Genomic DNA, 17,230 nt, shown 5'->3' with positions numbered 1-17,230 from the left:
TTAATTTTGGGCATAATAAATAAAACTCATTCATTATGCCTCTTAGTTGGAACGAAATCAAAAGCAGAGCCATTCTATTCTCCAAAGAGTGGGAAGGCGAAAGCCGAGAAAGAGCAGAGAAGGATTCCTTTTGGAACGACTTCTTCAATGTCTTCGGCATCAGCCGCAAAAGGGTCGCTTCTTTTGAGAAAGCGGTCAAAAAACTCGGCAACAAACAAGGTTACATAGATTTGTTTTGGAAAGGTACGCTTCTAATCGAACACAAATCCAGAGGCAAAGACCTCGACAAGGCGTTTGAACAGGCTTTGGACTATTTCCCCGGACTGAAAGAACACGAACTGCCCAAATACATTTTGGTGTCCGATTTTTACGACTTCCAACTCTACGACTTGGAGGAAAATACCGAACAGCACTTCACCCTACCCGAATTTCTCCAACACATTCACCTCTTTGGCTTTATTGCGGGCTACGAAAAACGAACCTACAAGGAGGAAGACCCTGTGAACATCAATGCTGCTGAATTGATGGGCAAACTTCACGACAGCCTAAAGGAAGTCGGCTATACGGGTCATGCTTTGGAGGTCTATTTGGTGCGGATGCTGTTTTGTTTGTTTGCAGACGATACGGGGATTTTTGAGCGAGGAATTTTTCAGGAATACCTTGACAATCAAACCAAAGAAGATGGCAGCGACTTGGCTATGCACTTGGGGCAACTGTTTCAGGTCTTGAATACATCCAGAAACAATCGACTCAGAAATTTGGACGAAAGCCTGCAAGAATTTCCTTATGTGAATGGACATTTGTTTGCCGAACAATTGCCTTTTGCGGCTTTTGACAGCCAAATGCGGACAATGCTTTTAGAAGCCTGCGCTTTGGATTGGGGCAAAATTTCACCCGCCATTTTTGGTTCGATGTTTCAGGCGGCAATGAATCCCAAAGAACGCCGCAATTTGGGGGCACATTATACTTCTGAAAAGAACATTCAAAAGTTGATTCAACCCTTGTTTTTGGATGAACTGCAAGAGGAGTTTGAAAAGGCGAAGGGCAACAAACGCAAGCTGCAAAACCTGCAAAAAAAACTGGCTTCACTCAAATTTTTAGACCCTGCTTGTGGCTGCGGCAATTTCTTGATTGTCACCTATCGTGAGCTACGAGAATTGGAATTGAAGATATTGAAGCTGCTCTACCAAAACCAACAGGTGATTGATATTGGTGCGATTGTGAACGTGGATGTCGACCAGTTTTACGGCATCGAATACGATGAGTTTCCCGCCCGAATTGCGGAGGTCGCTATGTGGCTGATGGACCATCAAATGAATACAAAAGTGTCGGAGGCTTTTGGGCAGTATTTTGTGCGCTTGCCCTTGAAAAAATCGGCTACAATCGTGCATGGCAATGCGCTGCGATTGGAGTGGGAAACGATTGTGCCGAAAGAGGAATTGAGCTATATTTTGGGGAATCCGCCGTTTTTAGGCAAAAAGGAACAGTCTTCTGAACAAAAGGAGGAAATGAGAAGTGTCTTCAATAAAATGAAAGGGGCTAATAACTTGGATTATGTATCCGCTTGGTATTTGAAAGCTAGTCAATTCATTCAAAATAAGCAAATTAAAGTTGGGTTTGTTTCTACTAATTCAATCACACAAGGCGAACAAGTGGGTATTTTATGGAATGAACTACTCAATAAATACAGAATTGATATTTTCTTTGCTCATAGAACGTTTAGATGGGATAATGAGGCAAAAGGAAAAGCTGCTGTTCATGTTATTATCATTGGTTTTGCGAGTTTTCCATCTTCTTCTAAAGTAATATTTGATTACCAAGATGTAAAAGGTGAGCCAAATGAAATAAAAGCCAAAAACATTAATCCTTATTTAGTCGATTCAAATAACACACTCATACTGGCAAGAACAAAACCTATAGGTACAAATCAAGGGTTGACTTATGGAAGTTTTGCTTTAGATGATGGTAATTACACAATAAGTAAAACCGAGTATGAGGAAATATTGCAGCAGGAACCTGAATCTAAAATATTTTTCAAACCTTTTATTGGAGGTAGGGAGCTAATCAGCAACATTACAAGGTATTGTGTTTGGATTGATAAGAGCAATATACAAGCAATTAGAAAGTCGAAAATAATATCTGAAAAGGTAAAAAAAGTAAAAACTTGGCGGTCAAATAGCGGTAGAACAAATACAAAAAAGATGGCGGATTTTCCAACCTTGTTTGCAGAAATCAGACAGCCTAAAAACAACTACATTGCTATCCCAACAGTTTCATCCGAAAGAAGAAAATACATTCCTATCGCCTACTTGAACAAAGAAATAATTGCATCTAACCAATTGTATATCATTCCAGAAGGAACAGTTTTTCATTTTGGAATTTTAACTTCTGAAATGCACATGGCTTGGGTGAAACATACCTGTGGTCGGTTAAAAAGTGACTATCGTTATTCCAAAGATATAGTTTACAACAACTACCCCTTCCCCAAAAACATTTCTGACAAAAACAAAACACAGGTCGAAAAAGCCGCCCAAAAAGTCTTGGATGTGCGGGCAAAATACCCCGATAGCAGTTTGGCGGATTTGTACGATCCTTTGACAATGCCGCCCGATTTGGTCAAAGCGCATCAACAATTGGACAAGGCAGTAGATTTGTGTTACCGTCCACAAGCTTTTGTGAATGAACGGAATAGGATAGAGTTTTTGTTTGAGTTGTATGAGGAGTATGTGAAAGCATTGAAGTGAGTAAAAGGGATTCAGTTTTTTAGGTTCATCAAAGATTTTAGTGGAATGAGACTTTTGTAGTTCATTCTTCAAGATATGGAATATTTGGAAATCAGTATGTTCTGAAAAGTAAACCACAAAAGTCTTATAAAAAAGGCGACAAAACTCAATAGTTTTGTCGCCTTTCTAATACAAGCATTTGATAAATTATTTTTTGATAACCAGTCACTAATCACCGATTACCAATCAATCACTACACTAAATATCAATCTTCGCATACTTTGCATGACTTTCGATGAACTCTCTACGAGGAGCGACATCGCCGCCCATTAGCATAGAGAATACGTAATCAGCCTGTGCTGCACTTTCGATGGTCACTTGTCGGAGTGTTCTAAATTCAGGATTCATAGTCGTATCCCAAAGCTGCTCGGCATTCATCTCACCCAAACCTTTGTAGCGTTGAATGTGTACCTTGCTTGGGTCGCCATCGCCTGCCAATTCTCTCACTGCTATCTCACGTTGGGTTTCTGTCCAGCAGTATTGTTGCTTTTTACCACGCTTGACTAGATAAAGTGGTGGAGCAGCAATGTAAATATATCCCTGTTCGACCAATTCCTTCATCTGACGGAAAAAGAAGGTGAGAATCAAAGTCGTAATGTGGCTACCATCTACGTCGGCATCACACATGATGATGACCTTGTGGTAGCGCAATTTGTCCAATACCAATTCTTTTTGGTCATTGTGGAAGACACCCAGACCTTGAAAGATATTGCGAATTTCTTCATTGTCAAAGATTTTATGGTCCAAGGCCTTTTCGACATTTAGAATCTTACCACGCAAAGGCAAAATGGCTTGAAAGCTACGGTCACGCCCTTGTTTAGCCGTACCACCAGCCGAATCTCCCTCGACTAAGTAAATCTCACAGTTTTTAGGGTCGCTATCAGAGCAGTCGGAAAGTTTACCAGGAAGCCCAGAACCAGTCAAAGCACTCTTTCGCTGAACCAATTCACGTGCCTTGCGGGCAGCATGTCTAGCGCTAGCCGCCAAAAGCACTTTTTCGATAACGATTTTGGCCTCTCTTGGATTTTCCTCCAAAAAGTTGTTCAGTGCTTGACTTACTGCGCTGTCCACTATACCCATGACTTCGCCGTTCCCCAACTTCGTTTTGGTTTGACCTTCAAATTGAGGTTCAGGCACTTTTACCGAAATCAAGGCGGTCAATCCTTCTCTAAAATCATCACCGCTGACCGTTATTTTTGATTTGCTAAAAAGATTGTTATCATCACCATATTTTTTGAAGGTACGGGTCAATGCCCGACGAAAACCCGATACGTGTGTTCCTCCTTCAATGGTATTGATGTTGTTTACATACGAGTGCACATTTTCGTTGTAGCCTGTATTGTATTGAAGTGCGACTTCTACCATCACCATATCTTTTTCCTCTTCCAAGTGGATAGGTTGGATAAGAGGCTGACGGGTAGAGTCGAGGTAGGTCACAAATTCTACCAAACCACCTTCCGAAAGAAAAGTATCTGTTAAAAAATTACCTTCTTCATCTCTTTCTCTTTCATCGGTAATGATGAGTTTTATCCCTTTATTCAAGTAGCTGAGTTCTCGCAAGCGATTGGACAAGGTTTCGTATTTGAAAACCGAAACGGTGAAAATGCTGTCATCGGGCAGAAAGGTAGTAGTCGTACCTGTTCGTTCTGTTTCTCCAATTTCTTTCACTGGATACAAAGGCGCGCCAATGCTGTATTCCTGTTGGTATTCTTTTCCATCACGAGCCACCACTACTTTGACGTGAGAAGAAAGCGCATTGACACAGGATACACCTACACCATGCAAACCTCCCGAAACTTTGTAGGAACCTTTGTCAAATTTTCCTCCTGCATGAAGTACTGTCATGACAACCTCCAAAGCAGAGCGACCTTCTTTTTCGTGAATTGTGACAGGAATTCCTCGTCCATCATCCTTTACCGTAATGGAGTTGTCTTCGTGGATAACCACAGAAATTTCGGTAGCATATCCTGCCAAAGCTTCATCAATAGAGTTATCCACTACCTCATATACCAAGTGATGCAATCCCTTTACACCTATGTCTCCAATGTACATTGCAGGGCGTTTCCGAACGGCTTCTAATCCTTCTAATACCTGAATACTATCGGCAGTATAAGTTGACGACATAATGTATTGTCTTTTATGTAATTATAATTATGAAAATATGCTTTTAATAGCAAACAAAGATACGAAAAAAAAATTGCTTTTCATAATGCACTAAACAATTCATTTTTAATTATTTAGTTAGTAATTGGAAACGGTGGATTAGTTATTGGAAATGGGAAATCAAAGGTTCTAAAGTGGAGGTGAAAAATCAAAAATTGGGCAGGATAAAAAACCTATTTCATCGAAGATTTTAGTGGAATGAGACTTTTGTAGTTTCCTTTTGAGAGCATACTGATTTTCAAACATTTCATATCTTTTAGAATAAACTACAAAAGTCTTTAACTGCTCCACTAAAAATATCCATGAGTCAAAAACCTATTAGACTTTGGACGAAGGAGCAAAGATGCAAGAAATAAGAGCTTAATTAATTGATAACCAGTTATTTGAATTTAATCATGTCAATGGGTTAAAGTTTTGATTATCAATTCTTTTTATCTCGCATCTTGCTTCCTACTTCTTTCGTCCAAAGTCTAAAAAAACCTATTTACCTTTAAAAATCTTAATTTCACAAAATATTCCAATATCAAACCCCATGAATTTACAGAAGATTAGCAAAAATGATTTCCTTCAATTGGTGTATGAACAAACCGATGATTTGATGGCACAAATTGAAGCTCCAACGGTGTTTGTGGTGCGGAAATTTTACCCCAAAACAGCTATCCTTCAATTTCGCCAAAAAGTATTTGAAGCAGGGCTGCAAAGCGAGCCATCTTGGAACCCCTTATTTGATGGCTGCCCCGACTACCACCGCCTTCACGACAATTATCCAAAGGCATGGGTAAAATCTAAAATGCATGCAACGTATTACCACGGATGGTATGCACACAACCGAGCCGTTTTTGATTTTTTCAGAGAAATTTTTGAAGTGAAAAATTTTTTGGCGGGAATGGACAAATCTGCACACATTCACAACATTCCCTCAGAAGGAGCAATTGCAAGGGTCAATATTCACCATTATCCTCGTGGAGGCGGCTATCAATCCGAACACATTGATCCCATGACCCAATTCGCTAAAATCCAAACCATTGTACAGGCATCGCAGTTTGGTGAAGATTTTTTGGAAGGAGGTGTTTATGGAAAAGTGACTTCAGCGAGCGAGCCGTTTCGGATTGACCCACACACCGAAGTTGGCGATTTGATAGTGATGTCGCCAGGAATTCATCATGGAGTTGCGCCTATAGACCCCGATGTCGTTTATGATTGGCAGCAAAATGAGGGACGATGGATGGTGATGCCGATTATTTTGTATTCGGATTATCCGCACACAGAAAATGTGAAACCTAAAGAAGTGTAATAGTGAAATGAAAATGAAAAAAAAAACACCTCAATATCAGCTTCTTATCAAATAAAATTGGTCAAGTTATTTTTTCTCCATTCCACCATTTCGGGTGCATCCCAAATTGTCATGCTTTGAAAAATTATTTGGCAACTGGTGACGGTGCTACGCACCTTAAAAACTTTTTATCTTCCATGCTCTACAAACAGAGTCGGAGCTATGCTCCTAAGGAATTGCTTATCAGGAGCGTAGCTCTGACCATGTTTGTAGGACATTATTGGAGAAGTAAATAGAAAGTACAGCGTACCGATACCGTTCAGTTCCACCTTGCGACAATTTGAGATGCACCCACCATTTCACCATCACCCAATTTTATTTAATTTTAGTCGCCTTTGTAGGTAAATTTTGATGCGGAATGGTATAAGGTGAAGGATTGTCACGTGTTAGTATCTTTACTACAAACTTAAATTCTGCCACTTCCACATCAGGCATGCCAACATTATTTGTATTGACATCGGTATTGTTATTCGGATTGAAGTGTTTGTTGCGTTGGTTGGTAGAACGACTGCGAGAAGTGCTATAATTGGAGTTACGGGTATTGTTCACATTGTTATTCACATAATTATTCCCTCTAATGGTAATTACCTGTCCAACATTGCCGAGTTCTCTAATCTTCTGATTTTGACCGTTCAGTAGCCATACCTTATTTTCTTCAATGCGAATCTTCAAAACGTTATCGTTTGATTGACTGTTGATGTCCACAATATCTTGAAGGCTTTTGCAGGCAGCTTTGTCTTTGTCAAATACACTGAAAAGCACATCTACTTGCTGTCCAAAAGCAGCACCTCTTGAAGTCAAATACCCTTCTTTCCCAAATGTCAAATGGTTGGTAGGTTGGGATTCAAACCGATAGTTCAAATTACCTAAATTTTCTCCCAAATCCATCTTAACAGTTCCACTAAACTGCATCTGTTGGTCACAATCATCTTCACCAATGGCTTTAATACTCAGTATTTCGACTTGCAGAAGTGGACCGATGATTCTACCTGTGGCATTGTCGCTTACCAAAGCTACTTGCGCTTGTCCTAACAGAATGTCCTGACTACAAAAGAATAAGATGGTAAAAATTAAAAATAGATTTCTCATATTGAAGGTTTGGTTTTAAGGGTTGTTTATTGGAATTGAAGTAGTTATTCTTCGTTTAATTCAATCCCAAATTTATTTTCCTATCCTTAGATGAATACAGAGACTGGTTTTGGAAAATAACCACCAAATATTTTTATTCTTTCGTGATAGTAGTCGACAAAGGGGATGTTGGATGAGGAGTGTGAGAACCAAAATTACCCGATTCTTTCTGTACAAAAAACTGAAATTCTGCCACTTCAATGTCAGGTGCGCCTAGATTTTCGGTATCGGGAGGCAAATTCCACTTTCCGCCACGCTCCTGATTCGTCATATCTCTATTGTCCGAGACCCGTCCACGAAGACTTCGAGTGTTTGCGCTGTTATTGACATAGCGGTTTCCCCGAATGGTAATAAGTTCCCCAATATTTCCCAAAACCTTCATTTCTTGATTCTGAGAATTCAAGAGCCATACCTTATTTCCTTCAATGCGAATTTTTAGCGCATTTTCCGTTGTCAGTTCATTCACATCTACTATGTCCTGCAAACTCCCACAACCTGATTTATCGGTATCTAATATTTTGAACCAAACATCGACTTGTTCTCCATAGTCATATCCCATTGTTGTAAAGTAGGCATTCTTCCCAAATATGAGGTCATTTGCAGGTTCTGCATCAAAACGATAGGTAAGACTCCCGCTATTACCACCCAAATTTATTTCAACCGTTCCCTTGAACTCCATAGCGGCATCACAATCGTCTCTCCCAATTACTTTTAGGCTGACCATTTTCAATTCAATAGATGAGCCAATAATCGTACCTGTCGCATCATCGCTGATCAAGGCCACTTTTGCCTGCCCCAAGAGAAAAGGTTCACAACAGAATACAACCATAAAAATCAGTAAAAATTGTTTCATGGCAAATGGATTTTAGACTTTGTTTAATTATTTGGTTTTCATTTTTTTATAGATTCTATCATTAATGGTCAACTGTTGTCTTTTGACATCTACGCCAATGTTCAAAAAATGGTCGTTTACATCACCATCTCCCGAAATGTTATATGCTTTTAGAACGATTAAATTTTCAATTTCTTTCGCAACTTGGTAACTACCTTTTGCCCTAAAAGGAGGATAAGCTTCAATGGTGTAGCTATTTTCTGCAAAATGGTAATTGAAATACCATGCCTCACCCGTAGGAGTCGTTCCTTCATGTCGCCATGTTCCACGAATAAATTTGCTGTGCAATACTTTGCCACTCTTTTTGATACTAACCATAAAAAAGGCAAATACGCAAAGTAAAAATAATATGACTAAAAAAATGAGTGCCCAATTGACCGTTTGGTAATCCATAGTGAAAGTTGAAAGTCAGTTAGTTATGAAAAAAACAAGATGATTTATCGCAATCTGCAAAATCTGCAATCAAAAAGCTGCAATCAATAATCAGCGTCCTCTGCGAAATCTTATAAATCTGTGATTAAAAATACTGTTTTATTGCCGATTTTATCAAATCCATTTTTGACCACAGAATAAAATGCCCAAAATCAGGAATCATTTCAATGTTGACTTCGCAACTGTTGACCAACATTTGTTTGGCAAAATCTGCATTGCCTTCCGCAACGAGTTCATCCTCTTTGCCCTGCAATACGGTGACAGGAGCACAAACCTGCTTCCACAAAGGCATCATTTTTTTTAGTTCTTCCTTCAATGGAATGATTTCTTGGTTGCAAACCCGCATAGCAGGAGGCAAAAAACTCCGAACACCCCACCAGTCTAAAGGTTTTCGCCACCATTCTTTTGGTTCCAAATCGGGACTTATTGCAGGCGCAACCATTACCAAAGCATCTATCCATTCGCCGTAATCCATCACCATACGTACAATCAAAGGCCCTCCATAAGAATGACCCACCAAAACCAAATTTCTATCGCTGTATTTTTCTAAAATGGGCTTCAAATGCAATGCCTGTGCCTCTAATGAAGGCTCGGCATTGCCAAAATCGGAATACCCAAATCCTGTCCTATCTACTGCAATGAGCAAAGCATTTGCAGAAAGTGTTTTATCGGTCAGATAATCCATGTAGGCATCAGAAGAACCTGGCGAACCATGTACCAAAACAACCACATTTGCAGCCGTATCTATGCCTACTTGTGTATAATGCATCGTTCGACCATCAATCGAATAGTTGTGAAAAGAAAAATTGGTGATGTTCGCTGCTTCAAAAATAGCCGTTTTTGTTGCTTTTGATTTCCGCATAGAGAGTATTTCGGAATAGGCAAAAAGCAACCAGAAAATGGGCAATAGAAGCAATAAATAGCGTTTTTTGAAGAACATAGGGAGTTTAGGCAAAAGATTTGAAGCACAAAATCAAAGATTAACCAGTGGTATTTTTTTCGTCAATGTTATGAACTAGGCTTACGTAATAGAAAAACAGGTTTTGAAAAGGAATGTTTTAGCAGTGTATTTTTTAATTTTTATTTTCGTTTTAATTTTGATTCCTTCGTAGATGTTATCTTTGCAGATATGAGTAAAAATCAACACTTAGTAGCACCTTCCATTTTGGCAGCCAATTTTGCCAATTTGCAAGCGGATGTAGCAATGGTACATGAGAGTGAAGCCGATTGGTTCCACATTGACATCATGGATGGGCAGTTTGTACCCAATATTTCCTTCGGTTTTCCCATTATCCAAGCCATGCGAACTTTGACAGACAAGGTATTTGATGTGCATTTGATGATTGCCACACCAGACGATTATTTGGAGGATTTCCAAAAAGCAGGAGCAGATGTATTGACGGTTCACTACGAAGCGTGTACGCATTTGCACCGTACCGTTCAGCGAATCAGAGAATTGGGGATGAAAGCTGGAGTAGCACTCAATCCGCATACGCCTGTCAGTTTTTTGGAGGATATTATCGCCGATATAGACTTGGTTTGTTTGATGTCGGTGAACCCTGGATTCGGTGGTCAGAAATTTATTTCCCATACTCTTCACAAAGTGCGACAACTCAAAGCACTGATTCAACGTACTCATTCTAAAGCCTTGATTGAAATAGATGGCGGAGTAAGCCTCAACAATGCTGCGGAAATTTTGCGGGCGGGAGTAGATGTACTTGTTGCAGGAAGCAGTGTTTTCAAGTCGGAGAACCCTACAAAAGCTGTCCAGCAATTGAAGGCGGTCGATGTGTCGGTTTCTGTTGTGTGAGGTAAAATCTGTATGATTGAATTGTTTTTGACATTTGAACAAGACGAACTACTCATTGAGCGAGAATAAATTATGATGAACGAATTAGTAATGAACAAATACCTACAACTATATATTTTCCTGTTTTTAGCACTTATCACCCTCAATCTTTCGGCACAAGATGAACACATCTATGGAAAGGTGACGGATAGAAACGACAGACCTGTTTATGGAGCTACTGTTAATAACCGCTATACAGGAGAAGGAACAACTACGGACTTCAATGGCAATTTTACACTCTATATGTCTCCAGGAAGAATGAACATTGTAGAATTTAGCTATATAGGTAAGGAAACACAAATAGAACAATTTTACTTACGCAGAGGAGATGTGCGTGAGGTCAATATCACTTTTTGGGATTTGGATGTTTTGCTGGATGAAGTAGTCGTTATAGGTCAGCAATATGGCCGTTCCCCCATTCCTGTTGTAAGGTTAAACCCCCCTGATTTTGAATCCATCCCAACTGTCAGCGGCAATATTGAAGATATTTTACCCATGCTTGGAGGCACGGTTTCCAACAATGAGCTGAGTTCGCAGTATTCGGTTCGTGGAGGAAATTACGATGAAAACTTGGTGTATGTCAATGATTTTCAGGTGTATCGTCCGTTTTTAGTGCGAGCAGGACAACAGGAAGGATTGAGTTTTATCAATCCCGATTTGGTGCAAGGATTGGAGTTTTCGGCAGGTGGTTTTGAAGCGAGATATGGCGACAAGTTATCTTCGGTATTGGATGTGAAATACAAAAACCCAAAAGCGGGTTCTTCAAATGGTTCTGCCTATGCAAGTTTGTTGGGTGTTGGAGCGCATTTGCAGGGAGCAAACACAGGCGGCAATTTGTCTTATTTGGCAGGTGTTCGGTACAAATCCAACAAGTATTTGTTGAACTCACTCCCCGTACAGGGGGCTTACAATCCATCCTTTACCGATTTTCAGGCTTTGGTTAGCTACAAATTTGACGAAGCATGGGAATTGGAATGGCTTACCAATTATGCCAGCAATCGCTATGAATTGGCTCCCGATTCTTCTCGTACAAGTTTTGGTACGTTCAACGATGCACTGGAATTGAGGGTGTTTTTTGAAGGACAAGAGCGGGATCGCTACAAAAACTGGATGAATGGTTTGAGTCTTAATTATTTGTCGAATGACGATAGGCTGCAATTGAAGTTCATGGGTTCGTATTACGACATCAATGAGATTGAAGCTTTTGACATTGAAGGAGCGTATCTAATTGGTTCGGTCGAAACGGATTTTAGTCAAGAGGATGTAGGTGAAATCAACAATGTATTGGGAGTGGGTGTTTACCACGATTTTGCACGCAATCAATTGAAATCCAATATTTCTAATGTAGGACACCGAGGTTATTTAGACATCAATGGAGGCGAGCATTACCTTCGATGGGGGGTGGATTTTCAACATGAAGAAATTGAAGACCGTCTAAACGAATGGTTTACTACTGATTCTTCTCGCTACAATATTCCCTACAATGGCACAGAAGTTCGATTGAATGAAGTGTTGAAAACCAATATCAACTTGTCTTCCAACCGTTTGATGGGTTTTGTGCAGGACGATTTTTCGTTGTGGACGGGAGAAAACGATGAATTGGCAGTGTCGGCAGGAGTTCGCTTCAATTATTGGGATTTGAACAAAGAATTGTTGCTCAGTCCTCGTATTCAAATTGGTTTTCAACCGACTTTGAAAAAACGTGAATCTGATTCCGAAGAAAACCTGATAGAGCGTAGTTGGAACCTGCGATTGGCGGGAGGGCTGTATCAGCAACCTGCTTTTTACCGAGAATTGCGAAATTTTGAAGGAGAAATCAACCGAGATTTGAAGGCGCAAAAATCCCTTCATCTTGTGTTGGGGAGTGATTATGTCTTCAATATGTGGCAGCGTCCCTTCAAATTCACTACCGAACTCTACTACAAAGAAATGTGGGATTTGGTGCCTTATGATTTAGACAACTTGTTGATTCGCTATTTTGCAGAAAACAAGGCAGTTGGATATGCAGCAGGAGTTGATTTTCGATTGAATGGAGAGTTTGTACCTGGCACAGATTCATGGATCAGTCTTTCGGTGATGCAAACCAAAGAGGACTTGAAAGATGATTTTTACCTGCAATTTCTAAACTCAGCAGGGCAGGATATTTTGAGAAGTGATGACAAAGAAATTGTAGATACGCTGAATGTGGAGGTGGGTTATGTGCGCCGACCGACCGATCAAAGGGTGACTTTCGGGATGTTTTTTCAAGACTACATTCCCGGCAATGAAAAGTTGAAGATGCACCTTCGTTTATTGTTCGGTACGGGTTTGGCAACAAATCCGCCAAATAGCAGTCCTCGTTTGCGTGGTTTCTTCCAAATTCCTTCTTACCGCCGTATTGACATCGGTTTTTCTGCCATGCTTTTCGACTTTCAAGATATGCGCCAACGGATGTATGAAAAACACCCTCTCCGACGCTTTCAAAGTGTCTGGGCTTCTCTCGAAATCTTCAATCTTTTGGGTGTAAACAATACGGTGTCTTATAGTTACATCAAGGCATTGGCGGCTGATGGTTCGGGCGAGGTGATTTATAGTGTGCCGAACCAATTGACGGCAAGGCGTGTGAATTTGAGGTTGATGGTGAAATTTTGATGTGAAGTAAAATGCATATAACTCAAAAGGGGAGATAACCAACGTTTCTAAAACGTCGGTTATCTATATTTCCTTTTTAAATTAAATCTTTCAAATATAAACTTCAAAAGTTTCCTCTCTCCAAAATTTTCGATGAACCTTTACTCTACATCAATAGGATGTGGCTGAGCAATACTGTTAACCAATGTTTTCCACAGCAATCCCTTCACATCAATTCCTTTTTGATGCCCAATCACCAACTCCAAAGGAACGAGTACATACTGATCGAGCCACTTTGAAGGCATACAGTCCGTAAAACCAGCTAGTGCTGCGTCAACCGCCATAGAGCCCAATAATTCACAGTGAATCTGGTCAAACGCATCTGGTGGAACAGAACGGATATTGTGTCGAGGTTCGTTGGTGAACACACTCATCTGTTCACTTTGAGAATTTTTGATTTTTAAGTTAATTTCCTTTTGAAACAACTCAATAAAATTCCCTTTTTTGGAATCAACTCTTTCTCCTAAGATTTCGAACTTTTTGTCTTCCAAAACCTTTGCCACACCTTCTGCAACAACAATCAAGGCGTGATCTTCTGGAGAACGATCGGTCACTTTGAAGCGAAGATCTTCGATGATATCATCCCAATACTTCTGCAATGCTTTGCCTGATAAAGGCGCAAATGCCTCTGGTATCAAAGCCGTATTGACCTGTCCATTGGCTAAAGAAGCAAAAGCCGCTACAAAGCCCGATTCTGCTCCAAAAAACTGAATGATACCAATTCGGCGGGTAGATTTTGCTTCGGTATGTAGGTCTTCAATGATGTGACTGGCCTTTCCTACCGCCGTATTGAAGCCAAAAGAAGGATTGGCCCAAAGCACATCATTGTCCATTGTTTTGGGTAAACCAATGACGCTGACTTTTTTATTGGAGTGAGCAATTGCGTGAGCAACCTCCTGAGAGCCATCCCCTCCAATAACATACAAAATACGAATACGGTTGCTTTCCAAGTTGTCGCTGATTTTTTCGACCAAATCGGCCATTCCTTCTTTGTGGGCATACCGCACACAGCCCAACTTTGAGCCTCCTGCATTGAGCCATTCACTGGTGATATCATCGTTCAATACCATTTTGTGGCCAGGAATATTTAGCAAACCCTTGAATCCGTCCCGAATGCCCCAAATATTGCCCTGCATACTCATGCCATAGGTTTTGCAGTGACGCTTCACAATGGCGTGAACCACCGCATTGAGGCCAGGGGCCAAACCGCCTGTGGTCACAATTGCCACATTGATTTCGGAGGGAGAGTGGTGCAACATTTCACGCGGTCCTGCTTCCAAAAAAACGGGAATAGGTAAGCCCGCATCTTGAAATGATTTCAAGATTTTGTAATCAGCCGTTGCCAATATTTGCGATTCATTATTTCGATAAAAACCAATGGCTTTCTCACTTCTGGGATTGTGATAATATTCCTTTCCTTCGGATTTTTTGAGGCGTTTTACCACAGATGGAAAGGCTTCTTTTCTTTCTGCAAAGGCCTTCAAGATGTCTCTTTCGATGACCAATGGTTTACCGTCTATGTGAATGTCTTCTCTGTGAACACTGCTGTTTTTCATAGTTGAAAATTCATTTAACTGGTGAATGAAGCATTCGTTTGTAGTTTGTTTTCTTCAATTGTTACCTAAAGAACTGATTTTTTTTGCTTACTTCAAAGTAAATCTTTTATTTGTGGAACTTTTTGGGAATGTTCTGTAATTAGTATATTGCAAACAAAAATAAGAAATAAAAACCACCTCACAGATGTCCAAGCCAAAAAATACTCCCTCACTACTCCCAATTCTTTCCAAAGACCAATTAACCAAAATCATTTCGACCTTCAACTCTTACTTGCACTCGTTTGCAACGATTGCTTAACAATTTATTTCGTTCCCAATGGCTTAAAGATTGATAGTTAGTCACTTGTTCAAAATGATTGTGGCCTTATAAACGCCTAAGTAGTTCGTACTCGTTGTAAACGAGCAAGAGTTGGGAATTTTTTGTATCCCCTCAAACAGCCAGCACAAGTTTTCAAAACTTCGGTTTTCTCTCTGCTCAAGCCTCTTTCCCCTCAAAAATAATTCACATACCCAAAATGTACCTTCCCCGCCCTCAAATTCACCGCATTTCCCTGCTCACGCCCCAAAGCATAGGTCAGCCCAAACACCCCCGCACCTGTTTGGAAAGTCACCCCCGCCCCAAAACCAAAAGGAACATCCGTCGGTCTGCCCTCATTCTGCACCAAAGCCCCATCCCAAAAGGTGAACAAATAGGCATTTTGAGAGGTGAGCAAGCGGAGTTCGAGGCTGAGAACGTGGTAGGCAACCGACAAAATGGATTGTTCATCAAAGCCCCTCAGAAGTTTGTTGCCGCCGATTCTAAAGAGTTCATTTTGAAGAGTATCACGTTTGGATTGAATACCACCTGTCAAGCTGTTTTTGAAGGTCAGCCTTTCGCCCAATTGCCAGTATTTACCAATTTCATATTGCAGTTGGTAGCGCAAGGGATTTGCATTCAAAGCATCGTATTGGGCTTTGAAGTCGAGGTCGAGATTGGGTTGAGCATCTGCAATTTCGAGAATGGCATTGTTTTCCTTGACCCGTTTGTTGCCGACTGCGCCTTTGAGGTGTAGAAAAATGCCCTTTCGGGGATTGAGGCGGTAGTCGAGCCGTTCCCAATTGTATTCCAAACCGTAGAGGTTGCGGCGCACATCAAGGGTATTTGGCAATTTTTGGCGATTGATGATTTGTGATTCATTGACCGACAAAAGGTTGGAACTTGTGTTCTCCAAAAATGCCTTCAAATAGTTGTTGCCTTCAAACAAATACTGCACCGCCAAGATGCTTTTGACATCCTGAAAAAGCGTGTCTTTTCGATACAACTCAAAACGCCCGTCAATACCCAATGGCACTAAGGGCAAATAAGGGTACAAAGTGTGCAGCTTCAATTCGGTTGCACTGTTGGGATAGCTCCTAAAATCGGCTTCAATGACTTCGCCCTGTCCGAGCGTATTCTGCAAATTGATTTTGCCCTCACCCGTCACTTCAAAACCCGTTTGGGGCGTACGCCTCGGAATGACTCCCAACAACAAATTCAACTGACTCGCCTTTTTGTTCTTCAAAAACAGGGTCACTTTGGCTTTGTCCCGCACAAAAGTCACCCGCGGCGCATAGACTTCCTCCAAAAAAGGGAGTTCGTTGATGCGGATGCTCGTTTTTTGGAGGGCAGATTCATCGTAAGCTTGCCCCGATTTGATGCCCAGATAATTTTGCAGATACCGCTCACTGATACTCACATTGGAGGTGGTCAAAATGCTGTCTATCAACACCAAATCATTCTTTTCTATCCACAATTCGGCACTCACGCCTCCATTTTCTCCAATTACCACATTTTGCAATTGCACCGCTGCAAAGGGATAACCATTGTTTTCTGCATATTGCAGCAGCCTTTCCTTCAATGCTTTGATTCCTTCTATCTGAACGTTTTGACTGTTATTGAACAGCCGCTCCCGAAAACCAATTTGTGCCAATGCTTTCGCCTCAACATTTCCATTCCGCAATTGCAGCCAATGATAGGGATTGCCGAGATGTAGGTAGGCAAGGGTTTGAAGGGAATCGCTTTGAAGGCTGTCAAAAGAGGCGGCAATGTAGCCACGGTTTTGAAGTTGGTTGAGGATGTTGGGGAGTATTTTTTGGGCTTCAATGTTGTTGGGGAATTGTTTGGGGAAATCGTAATCGTTCAGAATTAAGGCTAACTTTGTGGTGTCGGTATCTGTTGGAATGATTCGGAGCGTATGGGTTTGGGCGGATAAAGGAATGTTGAGTAAAAGGCTGATAACGAATGTCTTGACATATTTAACGACTCTATTAGGACTTGAATATTTGTAGCAACGTGTGAAAAGAAATTTCAGAACTCCATGGGAGCTCAAACTCAATATTGTAGATAAATTTGATGTTGGTTCAACTCCTAATGGAGCTGTGGACTTTACTTTAAGGGTTTTTTCT

Annotated in this window: 11 protein-coding genes; 4 read left to right on the top strand and 7 right to left on the bottom strand. The window is 40.7% G+C overall.

What is annotated here, in order from left to right:
• Positions 1–35 precede the first annotated feature (35 nt).
• Positions 36–2,744, top strand: coding sequence for a DNA methyltransferase (locus tag R3E32_17410; protein ID MEZ4886519.1), 2,709 nt, complete (start codon positions 36–38; stop codon positions 2,742–2,744).
• A gap of 237 nt (positions 2,745–2,981) precedes the next feature.
• On the opposite strand, the gene gyrB is transcribed toward R3E32_17410, so the two are convergent.
• Positions 2,982–4,907 (bottom strand): DNA topoisomerase (ATP-hydrolyzing) subunit B, encoded by a 1,926-nt coding sequence (gene gyrB, locus R3E32_17405; GenBank protein ID MEZ4886518.1) that lies wholly within the window; start codon positions 4,905–4,907, stop codon positions 2,982–2,984.
• Positions 4,908–5,478: 571 nt separating this feature from the next.
• Here gyrB and R3E32_17400 point away from each other — a divergent pair.
• The gene (locus tag R3E32_17400; protein MEZ4886517.1) at positions 5,479–6,240 is read left to right on the top strand and encodes a hypothetical protein; all 762 of its coding nucleotides are present in this window, start codon (positions 5,479–5,481) and stop codon (positions 6,238–6,240) included.
• Positions 6,241–6,594: 354 nt separating this feature from the next.
• Here the strand turns inward: R3E32_17400 and R3E32_17395 are convergent, their stop codons facing one another.
• From R3E32_17395 to R3E32_17380, 4 genes are all read right to left on the bottom strand, one after another.
• Entirely contained in the window at positions 6,595–7,368 is a 774-nt protein-coding gene (locus tag R3E32_17395) for a hypothetical protein (protein MEZ4886516.1), read from the bottom strand.
• 133 nt (positions 7,369–7,501) lie between these two features.
• Positions 7,502–8,260, bottom strand: coding sequence for a hypothetical protein (locus R3E32_17390; protein ID MEZ4886515.1), 759 nt, complete (start codon positions 8,258–8,260; stop codon positions 7,502–7,504).
• A gap of 27 nt (positions 8,261–8,287) precedes the next feature.
• On the bottom strand, positions 8,288–8,587 hold the full coding sequence (locus R3E32_17385; protein MEZ4886514.1) for a hypothetical protein: 300 nt from the start codon (positions 8,585–8,587) through the stop codon (positions 8,288–8,290).
• A 229-nt stretch (positions 8,588–8,816) separates the two neighbouring features.
• Positions 8,817–9,686 (bottom strand): alpha/beta hydrolase, encoded by an 870-nt coding sequence (locus R3E32_17380; GenBank protein ID MEZ4886513.1) that lies wholly within the window; start codon positions 9,684–9,686, stop codon positions 8,817–8,819.
• A 174-nt stretch (positions 9,687–9,860) separates the two neighbouring features.
• On the opposite strand from R3E32_17380, the gene rpe reads away from it, so the two are divergent.
• Entirely contained in the window at positions 9,861–10,541 is a 681-nt protein-coding gene (gene rpe, locus R3E32_17375; GenBank protein MEZ4886512.1) for a ribulose-phosphate 3-epimerase, read from the top strand.
• Positions 10,542–10,613: 72 nt separating this feature from the next.
• The gene (locus tag R3E32_17370) at positions 10,614–13,211 is read left to right on the top strand and encodes a carboxypeptidase-like regulatory domain-containing protein (protein ID MEZ4886511.1); all 2,598 of its coding nucleotides are present in this window, start codon (positions 10,614–10,616) and stop codon (positions 13,209–13,211) included.
• A 140-nt stretch (positions 13,212–13,351) separates the two neighbouring features.
• Here the strand turns inward: R3E32_17370 and R3E32_17365 are convergent, their stop codons facing one another.
• Both R3E32_17365 and R3E32_17360 read right to left on the bottom strand, forming a co-directional pair.
• Entirely contained in the window at positions 13,352–14,806 is a 1,455-nt protein-coding gene (locus tag R3E32_17365; GenBank protein ID MEZ4886510.1) for a 6-phosphofructokinase, read from the bottom strand.
• A 491-nt stretch (positions 14,807–15,297) separates the two neighbouring features.
• A complete protein-coding gene (locus tag R3E32_17360; protein MEZ4886509.1) occupies positions 15,298–17,160 on the bottom strand; it encodes a BamA/TamA family outer membrane protein in 1,863 nt (620 codons plus the stop codon).
• Between the last annotated feature and the right edge of the window lie 70 nt (positions 17,161–17,230).

Source organism: Chitinophagales bacterium, assembly GCA_041392475.1.
Lineage (GTDB): Bacteria > Bacteroidota > Bacteroidia > Chitinophagales > UBA2359 > JAUHXA01.
Note: the sequence above shows the minus strand (reverse complement) of the source record. Positions and strands in the feature narration are given on the sequence as shown.

What these genes read in the sequence shown, in the direction of transcription:
- R3E32_17410 (MEZ4886519.1), top strand. Translation starts at nt 36, where the DNA reads ATGCCTCTTAGTTGGAACGAAATCAAAAGCAGAGCCATTCTATTCTCC.
- gyrB (MEZ4886518.1), bottom strand. Translation starts at nt 4,907, where the DNA reads ATGTCGTCAACTTATACTGCCGATAGTATTCAGGTATTAGAAGGATTA.
- R3E32_17400 (MEZ4886517.1), top strand. Translation starts at nt 5,479, where the DNA reads ATGAATTTACAGAAGATTAGCAAAAATGATTTCCTTCAATTGGTGTAT.
- R3E32_17395 (MEZ4886516.1), bottom strand. Translation starts at nt 7,368, where the DNA reads ATGAGAAATCTATTTTTAATTTTTACCATCTTATTCTTTTGTAGTCAG.
- R3E32_17390 (MEZ4886515.1), bottom strand. Translation starts at nt 8,260, where the DNA reads ATGAAACAATTTTTACTGATTTTTATGGTTGTATTCTGTTGTGAACCT.
- rpe (MEZ4886512.1), top strand. Translation starts at nt 9,861, where the DNA reads ATGAGTAAAAATCAACACTTAGTAGCACCTTCCATTTTGGCAGCCAAT.
- R3E32_17370 (MEZ4886511.1), top strand. Translation starts at nt 10,614, where the DNA reads ATGATGAACGAATTAGTAATGAACAAATACCTACAACTATATATTTTC.
- R3E32_17365 (MEZ4886510.1), bottom strand. Translation starts at nt 14,806, where the DNA reads ATGAAAAACAGCAGTGTTCACAGAGAAGACATTCACATAGACGGTAAA.